The 13556-nt window shown below is 73.0% G+C and carries 12 protein-coding genes; 8 read left to right on the plus strand and 4 right to left on the minus strand.

Annotation, left to right across the window (positions count from 1 at the left end):
* On the minus strand, window positions 1-180 hold a 180-nt coding region (locus ACH4UM_RS33370; protein ID WP_398187666.1), incomplete at its 3' end, for a hypothetical protein.
* Between the two features lie 320 nt (window positions 181-500).
* Window positions 501-3311 (minus strand): SulP family inorganic anion transporter, encoded by a 2811-nt coding sequence (locus ACH4UM_RS33375; RefSeq protein ID WP_398187669.1) that lies wholly within the window; start codon window positions 3309-3311, stop codon window positions 501-503.
* A 373-nt stretch (window positions 3312-3684) separates the two neighbouring features.
* Here ACH4UM_RS33375 and ACH4UM_RS33380 point away from each other — a divergent pair, with 373 nt between their 5' ends.
* Entirely contained in the window at window positions 3685-4944 is a 1260-nt protein-coding gene (locus tag ACH4UM_RS33380; protein ID WP_398187672.1) for a hypothetical protein, read from the plus strand.
* A 6-nt stretch (window positions 4945-4950) separates the two neighbouring features.
* Here ACH4UM_RS33380 and ACH4UM_RS33385 read toward each other — a convergent pair whose 3' ends face one another.
* Window positions 4951-5931, minus strand: a complete 981-nt coding sequence (locus ACH4UM_RS33385; protein WP_398187675.1) for an ATP-binding protein — start codon at window positions 5929-5931, stop codon at window positions 4951-4953.
* A 101-nt stretch (window positions 5932-6032) separates the two neighbouring features.
* Here ACH4UM_RS33385 and ACH4UM_RS33390 point away from each other — a divergent pair, with 101 nt between their 5' ends.
* The gene (locus ACH4UM_RS33390; protein WP_398187676.1) at window positions 6033-6896 is read left to right on the plus strand and encodes an oxidoreductase; all 864 of its coding nucleotides are present in this window, start codon (window positions 6033-6035) and stop codon (window positions 6894-6896) included.
* A 382-nt stretch (window positions 6897-7278) separates the two neighbouring features.
* On the opposite strand, the gene ACH4UM_RS33395 is transcribed toward ACH4UM_RS33390, so the two are convergent.
* On the minus strand, window positions 7279-8112 hold the full coding sequence (locus tag ACH4UM_RS33395) for an HAD family hydrolase (RefSeq protein WP_398187678.1): 834 nt from the start codon (window positions 8110-8112) through the stop codon (window positions 7279-7281).
* A gap of 590 nt (window positions 8113-8702) precedes the next feature.
* Here ACH4UM_RS33395 and ssd point away from each other — a divergent pair.
* The 6 genes from ssd to ACH4UM_RS33425 all read left to right on the plus strand — a co-directional run bounded on the left by ssd (window position 8703) and on the right by ACH4UM_RS33425 (window position 13529).
* The gene (ssd, locus tag ACH4UM_RS33400; protein ID WP_398187680.1) at window positions 8703-9806 is read left to right on the plus strand and encodes a septum site-determining protein Ssd; all 1104 of its coding nucleotides are present in this window, start codon (window positions 8703-8705) and stop codon (window positions 9804-9806) included.
* A gap of 89 nt (window positions 9807-9895) precedes the next feature.
* Window positions 9896-11059, plus strand: a complete 1164-nt coding sequence (locus ACH4UM_RS33405; RefSeq protein WP_398187683.1) for a TadA family conjugal transfer-associated ATPase — start codon at window positions 9896-9898, stop codon at window positions 11057-11059.
* Window positions 11060-11079: 20 nt separating this feature from the next.
* Window positions 11080-11985, plus strand: coding sequence for a type II secretion system F family protein (locus ACH4UM_RS33410; protein ID WP_398187942.1), 906 nt, complete (start codon window positions 11080-11082; stop codon window positions 11983-11985).
* On the plus strand, window positions 11982-12803 hold the full coding sequence (locus tag ACH4UM_RS33415; protein WP_398187686.1) for a type II secretion system F family protein: 822 nt from the start codon (window positions 11982-11984) through the stop codon (window positions 12801-12803). Before ACH4UM_RS33410 ends, ACH4UM_RS33415 begins: the two co-directional genes overlap by 4 nt.
* A 143-nt stretch (window positions 12804-12946) precedes the next feature.
* Complete coding sequence (locus ACH4UM_RS33420; protein ID WP_398187689.1) at window positions 12947-13147, plus strand: DUF4244 domain-containing protein; 201 nt, start codon at window positions 12947-12949, stop codon at window positions 13145-13147.
* A complete protein-coding gene (locus ACH4UM_RS33425; RefSeq protein ID WP_398187692.1) occupies window positions 13134-13529 on the plus strand; it encodes a TadE family type IV pilus minor pilin in 396 nt (131 codons plus the stop codon). Before ACH4UM_RS33420 ends, ACH4UM_RS33425 begins: the two co-directional genes overlap by 14 nt.
* Window positions 13530-13556 lie beyond the last annotated feature (27 nt).

Raw genomic sequence — 13556 nt, forward strand, 5'->3', positions numbered from 1 at the left:
CTCGGCCCAGAAGCCGAGCCTGTCAGCCTTGGCCTGTACGTACGCCTCCGCCGTGACATTGGCATGCGCGGCCAGGTCGGCGGGCGGCGCGAACCTGCGCTCTTCCTTCAGCAGGTTGGCCAGGCTTTCGTTGCTCACGACATCTCCCTTTCTCAGGGTGTCCGTTGTGTCCCAGGCCACAGCTCATCAGACCTGGGGGCCCGCTGACAAGGGTCGACGGCAAATTGGTTTAGACCTTTTTGCGGGAACGCTTGCGCGGCGGCCCGGGAGCGCTGCCCGCGAGTGCTGCCCGGGGGTGGGTGCCACTCCTTCCCACGGACCGCGGGCCGCCCAAGTTCAGCACGGCTTTCCGGCGGCCCGCCCGAGATGGCCCCGCCGGGCGTGTCGCCCGGCGGGGCGCTGACGGGACGGGGCGCTGACGGGGCGGGGCGGTGGCCGGTGGGCCGGTCCGGTCCGGTGCCGGTCCGGTCCGGTCCGGGGCGGGGCGGTCAGGGGAGCGGTCACGCCGGGCTGTGCAGGTCCTCCGTCGCTGCCACGCCCGTGAAGACCTCGTTCCTTTCCGTCCCCGTGAGCAGATACGCCTGTGCCTCGCCGACGTGGAAGTACATCCCGTGCAGCTCCAACGCGCCCTCCCACAGGGCTCGGGCGACCGGGGCGTGGGCGCGCAGGTGGTCCAGCTGCTGGACGATGTTGGTCAGGCACAGCTGCTCCACCGCGTCGGCCGGCCGGCGCCCGGCCAGTCCGGGGACGCAGCGGCTCTCGTCGGCCGTCCGCTCCAGGCTGGGCAGCCCATGCCGCAGCCACCGCCCGAGCGACGTACGACTCGACCCGGACCCGGAGCCGGAGCCGGAGTCCGAGCCGGAGTCCAGCAGTGCCTGCATGGCCCCGCACCCGGAGTGGCCGCACACCGTGATGGAGCGCACCCCCAGTACGTCCACGGCGTACTCGATCGCGGCCCCCACCGAGTCGTCGCCGCCCTCCTGACCGGGCGGCGGCACGAGGTTGCCCACGTTCCGCACGACGAAGAGGTCGCCGGGGCCGCTGGAGGTGATCATCGACGTGACCAGGCGTGAGTCGGCGCAGGTGAGGAAGAGCTGGGACGGCCGCTGCCCCTCCCGCGCCAGCCGAGCCAGCTCGTCGCGCACATGCGGTGCGGTGTTGCGCTGGAACGTGCTGATGCCACGCGCCAACTGCTCCCGGCTGGGACCGCCGGACCCTGGAGCGGCTCCGGGTCGGGGTCCCGCGCCGGGACCGGAGGCGGGCGCGGGACCGGGGCCGTTGCCTGGTGAGCTGCCGGAACCCGTGCCGGGTGCGGTGCCGGAACCCGTTGCGGCACCGGAAGCGTGGCCGCACGCGGCCCCGGTTCCGGAGGTGTGGCCGGAGCCAGGCCCGGAGGCGGGACTCGTGCCGGATCGGAAGGCGTGGCCCGAGCGCGGCCCCGAGCCCGAGCCGGGGTCGGACCTCTGCCCCTGCCCGGGACCGGCGCCAGGGGATGAACCGAGGCCGGAGTCCGGACTTCGTCCGCCGTCCCTCTCCCCGTCCGTACGCCCGCCCGGCTGCCGGGTGGATGTGGGTGCGGACGCGGACGCGGACGCAGGCACAGACGCAGGCACAGGCACAGACGCAGACGCAGACCTGGGCGTCGACGCCGATTCCGACGCCGGCACCGTCCGCGGACCACCCTCGCACTGGTGGTTGCGCCAGGGCGTCCAGGGGCGGCAGCGGCATTCGGCACCGGCCGGGCCGGTGGGCTCGGCGATGCGGACTCCTGCCCGGCGCCCGGTGCGCCCGGTGAGCTCGACGGAGCCGCCCTGCGCGGTGTGCGTCCGCTGCCAGTCCTGCAGTGACTCGTATGCCGCGTGGTCCATGAACGAGCCGTCCAGCTCGACGACCGCGTCCGACCCCTGGGGCACGAGGTGCAGGGCCCGGCTGAGCCGCGGCACCGCGAGGAACGTCAGCTGTCCTCGTACGTGTACGTGATGGACCCCTTCCTTCTCGTCGTGCGTGATGCGGGTGCGGGTGAGGCGGTGGAGGGCGACGGCCACGGCCACGGCGATCCCGAGGGCCACGCCCTGCAGGACGCCGAGGGCCACCACGCCGAGGGTGGTGACGGCGTACACCAGCACCTCTCGGTGGCGGGTCACCGTGCGGATGTGGTGCAGGGACACCATCTGGATGCCGACGGCCATCACCAGGGCGGCGAGCGAGGCGAGCGGGATGAGCTCCAGGATCGGGACCATCAGCAGCGCGGCAACCACTACGAGAACGCCGTGCAGCATCGTGGAGTTCCGGCTCACGGCACCTGCGCGCACATTCGCCGAACTCCGCACGGCCACCCCCGCGACCGGCAGTCCGCCGAGCGCGCCGGAGACGACGTTGGCGGCGCCCTGCCCGAGCAGTTCGCGGTCCAGGTCGGAGCGTCCGACACGGGCGGCCGGTCCGGAGCGGCCCGCCACCAGTTTGTCCACGGCGACCGCGCCGAGCAGCGACTGCACGCTGCACACCAGCGTGGTGCTGAGCACCGCGGCGACGAGTCCGAGGGCCGGGCCCTGCGGCAGTCCGGCCAGGGCGTGGCTGCGCCAGGACGGCAGGTCGACCCTGGGCAGGTTCAGTCCCGCGAGCGCGGCGATCGCGGTGGCCCCGGCCACGGCGACGAGCGCGGCCGGTACCCGGCGCAGGAGCCGGCCGGCCCCGCCGGGAAGCCGTGGCCAGAGCAGCAGCAGGGTCAGGGTCAGCACGCTCACGGCGAGGGCGGCCGGGTCGAGGCCGGCCAACTGGGCGGGCAGCGCCAGGAGGTTGTCGATCACGGAGCTCTGCGGGCTCCCGCCGAGGACGATGTGCAACTGGGCGACGGCGATGGTCACACCGATGCCGGCGAGCATGCCGTGTACGACGGCGGGGCTGACGGCGAGCGCGCCGCGGGCCACCCGCAGGCAGCCGAGGCCCAGTTGGGCGAGGCCGGCGAGGACGGTGATGGCGCAGGTCGAACGCCATCCGTAGCGGTGGATCAGGTCGGCGGTGACGACCGTGAGCCCGGCGGCGGGACCGCTGACCTGAAGGGGGGAGCCGCCGAGCCGTCCGGCGACGAGGCCGCCGACGGCGGCGGCCACGAGGCCGGCCTGGAGCGGGGCGCCGGTGGCCAGGGCGATGCCGAGGGACAGGGGCAGGGCGATCAGGAAGACCGCGACTGCGGCCGACGGATCGGCGCCCGCGAGGCGGAAGCGGGGCGGCCGCGGGGGCGGGCTGTGCTGGGGGTGGGAGCGCTCGGCCCGAGTGGGGTCGGCGGTGTGGGTGGGGACGCAGGCTGACATGTTCCCGTCTCCTCCGGGTGGCGCGGTCGCGGAACTGGTGGTCCCCGCGGGAGCGGGGGTCGGGTCGCGGCCGTGGGTCACGGCGTGCAGCGGCGGGATGGATCACTGGGCGGACCGGGTCGGCGATTCCAACTGGATCAGCTGAATCATGACCGGGTAAAGCAAACGTAATGCAACGTAAAGGCCATGCATGAATATTTGGCGCAAATGGGTCAGTGAGTCACCTCGATGAGTGAAGCGGTCTTTTTATCGGCTTGTCGTATTAATTCCTTCTCGGGTCCGTGCGACCTTGGCGGCGCTGTCGGCATGTCCGGCACATCACCAGCACACGCCGTCTGGCGTTGGACGAGAGAAGGAAGAAGGTGGGCGGAACATGGCCGCCACCCAGAGGATCGCCACGGGGGTTGTCGCCGCCGCGGCCTGCGCCTCGTCGCTCGCCGGTTGTGCGAGCGACACCCACGCCCCCAAGCAGGGCGCACACGGCGCGCAGCAAGGTGCGCCGGCTCCCGGGAGTGTCCTCCGTCTGATCGGTGACGGATCCACTTCGTACACCGGAGCCCAGCCGCACCTGCCCAGACCGGAACGGCTCAAGTCCGGTGAGAAGCCCCCGCAGTTCGTCGTGTTCTCGTGGGACGGCGCGGGCGAGGACAGCCAGAAGCTGTTCTCGCACTTCCGCAAGGTGGCCAAGGAGAACGACGCGACGATGACGTACTTCCTCAGCGGCGTGTACATGCTGCCGGAGGAGAAGCGCGACCTGTACCGCCCTCCGCAGCACGCGCCGGGCAGCTCCGAGATCGGCTTCAACGACGCGAAGGGCATCGCCGACACCGCCAGGCAGGCGCGCCTGGCGTGGCTGGAGGGCAACGAGATCGGCACCCACTTCAACGGCCACTTCTGCGGCCCCGAGGGCGGGGTCGGCCAGTGGTCGGTGGACGAGTGGAAGAGCGAGATCACCCAGGCCAAGCAGTTCGTGAAGACCTGGAAGACCAACGCCGGCATGAAGAACGCGGCCCCGCTGCCCTTCGACTACGACAAGGAGCTCATCGGCGCCCGCACACCGTGTCTGGAGGGGCAGAAGAACTTCATGAAGGCGGCGAGCCAGCTCGGCTTCCGCTACGACAGCAGCGGCGTCAACAACCAGGTGTGGCCGAAGAAGCGGGAGGGTCTGTGGGACCTGTCCATGCAACTGGTGCCGTTCCCCGGTCACACCTTCGAGCAGCTGACCATGGACTACAACTTCATGGTCAACCAGTCGGGCACGCAGACCCAGGGCGACCCCGACAAGTTCGACTACTGGGGCGACCAGATGCGCGACGGCCTGCTCCAGGGCTTCTACCGGGCCTACGACGGCAACCGCGCGCCGCTGATCATCGGCAACCACTTCGAGTCCTGGAACGGCGGCACCTACATGCGCGCCGTCGAGGAGGTCGTGAAGGAGGTGTGCAACAAGCCAGAGGTGCGCTGCGTCTCCTTCCACCAGCTGGCCGACTGGCTGGACGCCCAGGACCCGCAGACCCTCGCCAAGCTGCGCAGCCTGGAGGTCGGCGAGACCCCCAAACAGGGCTGGGCGTCCTTCCTGTCCGGGCACCGGGCTCCGGCGCCCAAGGGCGTGCCCGGGGCGCCCAGGCCGTAGCCGCCGTCACGCGGGGGCGGTGACGCCCTCGCCGAGGACGAAGCCGGGGTCGATCTGCGCGGCCAGGTCGGCCCCGGTGCGCTCGTTCCCCCACGCGTCGGCGTTCTTCAGGTGGAAGTGCACCATCTGCTGGGTGTAGCGCTCCCAGTCCCGCAGCTCGTACGTGGCGTCGGCGGCCACCTGCAGCACGCGCAGTGCGCGGCGGTTGGCGTCCTCCAGGAGCTCGAAGCGGGGCGGCCGGCCCCTCTCCATGGCGCGCACCCAGTCCGAGTGCCCGACGGTCACGAGCAGGTCGTCCCCGACCTCGGCGCGGAGGAAGTCGAGGTCGTCCTGGCCCTGCACCTTGTTGCCGACGACTCTCAGGACGATCCCGAAGTCGCGGGCGTACTCCTTGTACTGGCGATAGACGGAGACCCCTTTCCGGGTCGGCTCGGCGACGAGGAACGTGATGTCGAAACGGGTGAACATGCCGGAGGCGAAGGAGTCCGAACCGGCCGTCATGTCCACCACGACGTACTCGTCGCGGCCGTCCACCAGGTGGTTCAGGAACAGCTCCACCGCTCCCGTCTTGGAGTGGTAGCAGGCGACCCCCAGGTCGGCGTCCGTGAAGGGGCCGGTGACCATCAAACGGGCGGCGCCGCCGTCGAGTTCCACCAGCCGCGCGCAGGCGTCGTAGACCGGGTTCTCCTCGCGCACGCGCAGCAGCCGCGAGCCCTCACCGGGCGGGGTGGTCTTGATCATCGTCTCGGCGGAGGCGATGCGGGGGTTGGAGCCGCGGAGATGGTCCTTGATCAGCGTCAGCCGGTCGCCCATCGCGGGCAGCGCGGCCGCCTCCGTCTCCTCCAGGCCGAGTGCGGCTGCCAGGTGCTGGTTGATGTCGGCGTCGACCGCGACGACGGGTGCGCCGGAGGCCGCGAGATGGCGGACGAACAGGGAGGACAGAGTGGTCTTGCCGCTGCCGCCCTTCCCGACGAAAGCAATTTTCATGTTCACGAAGCGTAGTGGTTCGGTCGCTTTGCGTGGCAGTGGTGCGTGAAGAAGACCACTCCTTCGTGGGGTGGGTCGCTCGGGTGCGTAGGGTCGTACTCATGAGTACGACAGGCGCGACCGCCGATCCTCCCCCAAGCTCTCGAATGAGCTCGAACAGGGGGGACCCCCTTGCGGCCCTGGGCTCGCTGCCCGGTGTGGCCGAGTCCGTGGAGTCCGTGCGCAAAGCCGTGGACCGGGTCTACGGGCACCGGATCATGAGGCGCCGGAGCAGCGAGATCACCTCCGAGGCGGCGCTGCGCGGGGCGCGCGGCTCCGCGGCGCTGTCCGGCGCGGACTGGGCCCTGGAGGAGGTGCGCCGGCGCACCGACTTCAGCGGCGACGACGAGGCGCGCGTGGTGGGTGCGGCGCTGAGGCTGACGGCCGAGGCCGGTCAGCTGCTGTCCATCTGGCGGCAGTCGCCCCTGCGGGTCCTGGCCCGGCTGCATCTGGTGGCCGCCGCGAGCGATGAGGACACGGTCGGGCGGCCGCGCCAGGCGGGCGAGGGTGCGGAGGAGCCGCTGGTCGAGCTGCCGCTGCCCAGCGCCGCCGAGGTGTCCGGGCGGCTGGAGGGCCTGTCCGGGCTGATCGTCGCGGGCGGCTCCGCGCCCGCCCTGGTGACGGCGGCCGTCGTGCACGGCGAACTGCTGGCGCTGCGCCCCTTCGCTTCCCACAACGGTCTGGTCGCGCGGGCGGCCGAGCGCATCGTTCTGGTCGGCAGTGGCCTCGACCCGAAGTCGGTCTGCCCGGCCGAGGTGGGCCACGCCGAGCTGGGTCGCGCCGCCTATCTGGGCGCCCTGGAGGGCTATGTCTCCGGCACTCCGGAGGGCATGGCGGCCTGGATCGCCCATTGCGCCAGGGCGGTCGAGCTGGGTGTGCGCGAGTCGACGGCGGTGTGCGAGGCGCTGCAGCGCGGGGCGGCGTGAGGCGCTGGGAAGCGCCCCGGAGCAAGGTTGCGGCGGTACGAGGAACTCGTACCGCCGCTGGCATGTTCACCGAGTTACCAAGCGTCCTCGATATGTCGCCCATCAGGTCGGGATCTTTGCCCGTCACCTGGTGCGGCTGGCCCGTAATCGACGGGTCGACGTCGCGTGGGTGCCCGGTGTTCATGCTCGGTCCGTGGGCCAAATGCGTTTTAAAGGTGATCCTTTCGGATGTCCTTTGGTCTCGCGGGCCGTTGAGTCCTTTGTACTGCAAGCCAGGAGCAAGCGGAACCCCTGGCTGCACTTCTTTACTTTTAGGTTCAAACGGGACTTAAACGGGCGCCGGGATCTCGACGTGATTTCCCGGCGGCGAAAAAGGGGCGGCTCAGGCGAGCGCGCTCCGGCGCCGGTTCGCGTACCAGACCAGCCCCGCGGTGGCCGCCGCCGCTCCTATCGCCGCGGCCGCGACCAGCACCGGACGCGGCGGTACGGAGAACGCGGGCAGCCGCTGCTTGAGCCGCACCGGCCGGTGGAAGTCGAGAATCGGCCACCCGCGTGCGAGCGCCTCCCGGCGCAGCGCGCGGTCCGGATTGACGGCATGGGGATGCCCGACCGACTCCAGCATCGGCAGGTCGGTGACCGAGTCGCTGTACGCGTAGCAGCGGTCGAGGTCGTAACCCTCGGACCCGGCCAGTTCCCGGACGGCCTCCGCCTTCGTGGGGCCGTAGGCGTAGTACTCCACCTCGCCGGTGAAGCAGCCGTCCTCGCCGACCACCATCCGGGTGGCCACCACCCGGTCGGCGCCCAGCAGTTCGCCGATCGGCTCGACCACTTCGGCGCCGGACGTGGACACGATGACGACATCGCGCCCCGCGGCGTGGTGCTCCTCGATCAGGGACGCGGCCTCGTCGTAGATGATCGGATCGATGAGGTCGTGCAGCGTCTCGGCGACGATTTCCCGGACCTGACGCACATTCCAGCCGCGGCACAGCGCGGACAGGTACTGGCGCATCCGCTCCATCTGGTCGTGGTCGGCGCCTCCGGCGAGGAAGACGAACTGGGCATACGCGGTACGCAAGACGGCCCTGCGGTTGATCAGTCCGCCTTGGTAGAACGACTTGCTGAAGGTGAGCGTGCTCGACTTCGCAATGACCGTCTTGTCCAGATCAAAGAAGGCCGCTGTGCGGGGCAAGGAGTGGTTTTCCACGCCACTGAGCATAGGGGCAGCCCATTCGGCGTAAGGTGGGCGCGTGGGTTTGCCTGAGAGGGCTCTCGGGTACACCATGGAAGTCACGGATCGTTCGCGACCGTGCTAACCCGGTCCGACTCCTCCCCCCCCCGAGTCGGCCGTGGAGACGACCCCCGCTCTCCCCCCCGGCGGGGGTCGTCGCATGTCCGGGTGGGTTTTTCGCGTTTCTCCCCTTCTGTGCAAGGCTGCCGGCCCGAACGTGCCACGTTGCGGGGCTTCCGCGCCCCTGCCCGTCATCCGTCACGGTGTGTAGTCGAGAGGCTGCGCTGTGAAAGTCGTACGCGAGTCGGTACAGGGGTCACCGGTTTGGGTGATGACGATATTCACAGCCGCCGAGTTGTCCACAGTTTTCGACCAAGATCCACATCATTTTCCGGATCGCTGCACCGTGATTCCTGCGCGCACCGCTCGCGGCGAGTTCATGGCCGGTTCCGTTTGTCGGGCGTGTATGGCCGGTTCGTATCGGCCGCCATATGAAGGCCGGTCGCCGGTCTTCACGTGTCTGGGATTCGCGGGGCCGCAGGGGCTGCGCGAGAGATGCAGCGAAGGGGGACCGGCCCATGACCGGAACCGTCACACACGATCCGCCGCCCGGCGCCGCAGGACGGCAGGGCGGACCGCTCATCGTCACCGAGGACGCCGAGCTCCTCGACGACCTGCTGCGCCTGTGCGCGGCGGCGGGCGCCACGCCCGAGGTCCACCACGGGGTGCCCGAGCGCAGAGGCAGCTGGGAGGCCGCGCCGCTGGTGCTGGTCGGCGACGACGCCGCGCGGCGTGTGCGCGGGGCCGCACGCAGACGTGGGGTGGTGCTGGTGGGCCGCGACCAGGACGACTCCGGAGTCTGGCGGCGCGCCGTCGAGATCGGCGCCGACCATGTGCTGGTGCTGCCCGACGGCGAGCAGTGGCTGGTCGACCGGATCGCGGACGTCGCCGAGGGCGTCGGCCGGCCCGCGCTGACCGTGGGCGTGATCGGCGGCCGCGGCGGGGCGGGGGCGTCCACGCTGGCCTGTGCGCTGGCCGTCACCTCCGCGCGGGAGGGCCTGCGCACCTTGCTCGTCGACGCCGATCCGCTCGGCGGCGGGCTCGACGTCCTGCTCGGCGGGGAGACGGCCGAGGGACTGCGCTGGCCGGCGTTCGCGGCCTCACGCGGGAGGGTCGGTGGCGGCGCGCTGGAGGAGTCGCTGCCCGAACTGCACTCGCTGCGCGTGCTCAGCTGGGACCGCGGCGATTGCGTCGCCGTCCCGCCCCAGGCCGTCCGGGCGGTCCTGGCCGCCGCCCGGCGACGCGGCGGCGCCGTGGTCGTCGACCTGCCCCGCCGCGTCGACGAAGGAGTCGCCGAGGCCCTCGCCCAGCTGGACCTCGGACTGCTCGTGGTTCCCGCCGAACTGCGCGCCGTGGCGGCCGCAGCGCGGGTCGCGTCCGCCGTCGGCATGGTCCTGCGCGATCTGCGGGTGGCCGTACGGGGTCCCTACGCGCCCGGGTTCGACGACCGCGAGGTGGCCCGGCTGCTCGGTCTGCCACTGGCCGGCGAGGTGCCCGTGGAGTCCGGGCTGCGGCGACCCGGCGAGGGCAGGACGCCGCCCGGCACGGCCGCCCGCGGACCACTGGCACGCTTCTGCGCGGCCTTCTGGGAGCGGGCCCTGATCGAGGCGGGTGCCGCATGAGGACGGCGGCCGAAACACGGCGGGCGGGCGAACGGGGCGTTGCTGCGGGCGGCCCTTCCCGGGAGTCGGCGCGGGACACGGCCTCCGAGATGTCCGCGGAGCTGCTGGCCGGGGTGCGGCAGTGGCTGGCCGAGAGCGGGGCCGAGCCGACGCCCGCGCGCGTGGCCCAGGCGCTGCGGGAGCAGGGCCGGGTGCTCGGGGACGCGGAAGTGCTCGGCGCGGCCGAGCGGTTGCGCTCCGAGCTGATCGGCAGCGGCCCGCTGGAACCCCTGCTCGCCGACCCCTCGGTGACCGACGTCCTGGTGTCGGCCCCGGACCGGGTCTGGGTGGACCGCGGCGGCGGACTGGAGCGGGCCGCCGTCGCCTTCCCCGACGCCGCGGCCGTACGACGGCTCGCACAGCGCCTGGCCGCGGTGGCCGGACGCCGGCTGGACGACGCCCGCCCGTGGGTCGACGCCCGCCTGCCCGACGGCACCCGGCTGCACGCGGTGCTGCCCCCGGTCGCCGTCGGCTGCACCTGTCTGTCCCTGCGAGTGGTCCGGCCGCGCGCGTTCACGCTCGGCGAGCTGGTGGCGGCGGGCACGGTGCCACCGGGCGGGGACCACGTGCTGCGGGCGCTGATGGAGGCGCGGTTGTCGTTCCTCATCAGCGGTGGAACGGGCAGCGGCAAGACCACGCTGCTCAGCGCGTTGCTGGGGCTGGTCGGGCCGGGCGAGCGGATCGTGCTCGCCGAGGATTCCGCGGAGCTGCGGCCCGACCATCCGCACGTCGTCCGCCTCGAGGCCAGACCCGCCAACCAGGAGGGCGCGGGCCTCGTCACGCTCGAGGACCTGGTGCGCCAGGCGCTGCGGATGCGGCCGGACCGCCTGGTCGTGGGTGAGGTGCGCGGAGGGGAGGTCGTCCATCTGCTGGCCGCGCTGAACACGGGCCACGAGGGCGGGTGCGGCACGGTGCACGCCAACGCGGCCGCGGACGTCCCCGCCCGGCTGGAGGCGCTGGGCACCGCCGCCGGGCTCGACCGGGCCGCGCTGCACAGCCAGTTGGCGGCCGCGCTGTCGGTGGTGCTGCACGTCGTTCGGGACCGCTCCGGGCGGCGGCGGATCGCCGAGGTGCGGGTGCTGGAGCGGGACGCGTCGGGGCTGGTGCGCACGGTGTCCGCGCTGCGCTGGGGCGCGCGGGCGTTCGTGGAGGAACGCGGGTGGGAGCGGCTGCGGGGGCTGCTCCACCCGGAGACCCAGGAGGGGAAGTGGTGAGCGGGATGGGTGAGTTGTCCATGGTTTCGGTGTCCGGGGCGGCGACTGCTGTCGGTGCGACGCCCTGGGGGCCGCTGTCCCTGGGGGCGGCGGTGGCGTGTGCCGGGGCGGCGGCGTGGCTGCTGGGCGGGCGGCGTTCCGGGACGCGGCGGGCGCGGCTGCTGCTCGCCGGCGCTGGGGTGGTGGCCACGGGGCCGCCCGTGTGGGACCGGGCTGTGCGCGAACTGGTCCGTGCGCGTGGGCGGTTGCGGGCCGAGTGGTGGGCGCTGGCGGCGGGACTGGTGCTGGCGGTGCTGGGTGCCTCGGTGCTCCCGGCCGTGGCGGGAGCGGCGGGAGTGCCACTCCTGCGCCGGAGCCGTCTGGCCCGGGCCGCGCGCCGGGCCCGGGAACGCCGGGCGGACGCGGTGATCGCCCTGTGCGGGGCGCTGGCCGGTGAGGTTCGGGCCGGGCGGCAGCCGGGTGAGGCACTGCTGCGCGCCACGCAGGACTCGGGCGGGCTCGGGGACGCCAGGGCGGCGGTGCTGGCGGCGGCGCGGTTCGGTGGGGACGTGCCCGGAGCGCTCGCCGTGGCGGCCCGGCAACCGGGCGCCGAGGGGCTGCGGGGACTCGCGGCCTGCTGGCGGGTGGCCGTGGACCAGGGCGCGGGCCTCGCGGCGGGGCTGGACCGGCTCGAAGGGGCGCTGCGCGCCGAGCGGGACCAACGTGCTGATCTGCGGGCCCAGTTGGCGGGCGCACGGGCCACGGCGGTGATGCTGGCCGGCCTGCCGGCCCTGGGGCTCCTGCTGGGCACCGCGATGGGCGCCGATCCCCTGCACGTGCTGCTGCACACGGGAGCGGGGCTGGGGTGCCTGGTCGTCGGCGGAGTGCTGGAGGGCGTGGGGCTGTGGTGGGCCCTGCGCATCGTGCGACGGGCGGAGGCGGCATGAGCGCGGATGTTGTCCACAGGCTGGGGGCGGCCGTGGGGGCGGCAGTGCTTCTGGTGCTGCTGGTGCGGTGGCTGGAGGCGGTGCGCCGGGAGCGGAGAGTGCGGCGGCGGATGGCCGCGCTGCTTCGGACGCGGCGGGCGACGCAGGATCGGCGGACGTCGGAGGCGGGACGTGGGCGCGCCGGGCGGTGGTTGACGGCGCCGGGTGCCGTACGGCGATGGCTGCCGCTGGTGGGAGTGGCCGGCGCCGGGTGGGTGCCGGCCGGCGGGCTCACCGCAGTGGCGGTCGGGCTGGCCGGCGCTGCCGCGCTGTGGTGGTGGGACCGGCGGCGGACGGCCGGCCGCCCGCCGGAGGAGTTCGACGCGGCCGAGGCGGCCCGCCAACTTCCCCTTGCCGCCGATCTCCTGGCGGCCTGCATCGCGGCCGGGGCCGGTCCGGTCCTCGCCGCGCAGGCCGTCGGCGAGGCTCTGGGCGGGCCCGTGGGAGAAGGGCTGGCGCGGGGCGCGGCGGAGGTACGGCTCGGCGGTGAACCGGCCGACGCCTGGCGCGGGATCGCCGCGATACCGGGCGCCGCGGCCCTGGCGCGACTGCTGGAGCGGGCCGACGAGTCCGGGCTGCCCGCCGCAGGTCCGGCGGCCCGGCTGGCGGGCGACGCCCGCGCCGACCGGGCACGTGCCGCCACGGCCCGGGCCCGCCGGGCGGCCGTGCTGGTCACCGCGCCGACGGGGCTGTGCTTCCTGCCCGCCTTCGTCGCGGTCGGCGTGCTGCCCGTGGTGATCGGCCTCGCGGGCGGTGTGCTGAGAGGGGGTGGTGGCTGACGGGCCGGTGGGTGTGAAGAGCCACGCGGCAGATCGGATCGCGTGACGCGGAGGTATGGCGCGTGACGTATGGCGCGTGACGTATGGCGAGTGACGCGTGACGCGTCGCATGAACAACGGACCGAGACCTCACGGGGGTTGAGATGTACGAAAAGGCGCGGGCAGGGGTGCGTGCCCTGGTGAACCGGATGCGCCGGGACGCGGGAATGGTCACCTCCGAGTACGCGATGGGGATCATCGCGGCGGTGGCGTTCGCCGTCCTGCTGTACGAGGTGGTGACGAGCGGGCAGGTCAAGACGGAGCTGCAGAACATCGTGAAACGAGCGCTCAGTGCGCGGATGTGAACGCCGGGGCGGTCGGGCAGCCGATCAGGGGTTCGTGACGGCGGAGGCCGCCATGGTCCTGCCCGTGCTGGTGCTGGTGGTGACCACGCTGGTGTGGGGGCTGCTGGTCGTGCTCGCGCAGATCCAGTGCGTGGACGCGGCCCGGGTGGGTGCCCGGGCCGCCGCCCGTCAGGATCCGGACGGGGCGGTCACCGAGGTGACCCGCGAGGCGGCACCGCACGGCGCGAAGGTCACGGTGACCCGGGAGGGAGAACACGTGCACGTGGTCGTGGTGGCCGACCCGCCGGGACTGGGGGCCCTGCCCTTCGAACTGAGGGAGGAGGCCGTGGCCCAGGCGGAGGACACGGTGGGGGCACTGACCCGGCAGGGGGTGCGGTCGTGAGACGCCGCTTCCGGGCGGACCGGGGCC

The organism is Streptomyces sp. NPDC020801 (genome assembly GCF_044334385.1).
Lineage (GTDB): Bacteria > Actinomycetota > Actinomycetes > Streptomycetales > Streptomycetaceae > Streptomyces.

Coding starts and splice junctions, on each gene's coding strand:
- ssd (WP_398187680.1), top strand. CDS start 8,703: ATGACCGGAACCGTCACACACGATCCGCCGCCCGGCGCCGCAGGACGG.
- ACH4UM_RS33410 (WP_398187942.1), top strand. CDS start 11,080: ATGGTTTCGGTGTCCGGGGCGGCGACTGCTGTCGGTGCGACGCCCTGG.
- ACH4UM_RS33405 (WP_398187683.1), top strand. CDS start 9,896: ATGTCCGCGGAGCTGCTGGCCGGGGTGCGGCAGTGGCTGGCCGAGAGC.
- ACH4UM_RS33385 (WP_398187675.1), bottom strand. CDS start 5,931: ATGAAAATTGCTTTCGTCGGGAAGGGCGGCAGCGGCAAGACCACTCTG.
- ACH4UM_RS33420 (WP_398187689.1), top strand. CDS start 12,947: ATGTACGAAAAGGCGCGGGCAGGGGTGCGTGCCCTGGTGAACCGGATG.
- ACH4UM_RS33390 (WP_398187676.1), top strand. CDS start 6,033: ATGAGTACGACAGGCGCGACCGCCGATCCTCCCCCAAGCTCTCGAATG.
- ACH4UM_RS33395 (WP_398187678.1), bottom strand. CDS start 8,112: ATGCTCAGTGGCGTGGAAAACCACTCCTTGCCCCGCACAGCGGCCTTC.
- ACH4UM_RS33375 (WP_398187669.1), bottom strand. CDS start 3,311: ATGTCAGCCTGCGTCCCCACCCACACCGCCGACCCCACTCGGGCCGAG.
- ACH4UM_RS33380 (WP_398187672.1), top strand. CDS start 3,685: ATGGCCGCCACCCAGAGGATCGCCACGGGGGTTGTCGCCGCCGCGGCC.
- ACH4UM_RS33415 (WP_398187686.1), top strand. CDS start 11,982: ATGAGCGCGGATGTTGTCCACAGGCTGGGGGCGGCCGTGGGGGCGGCA.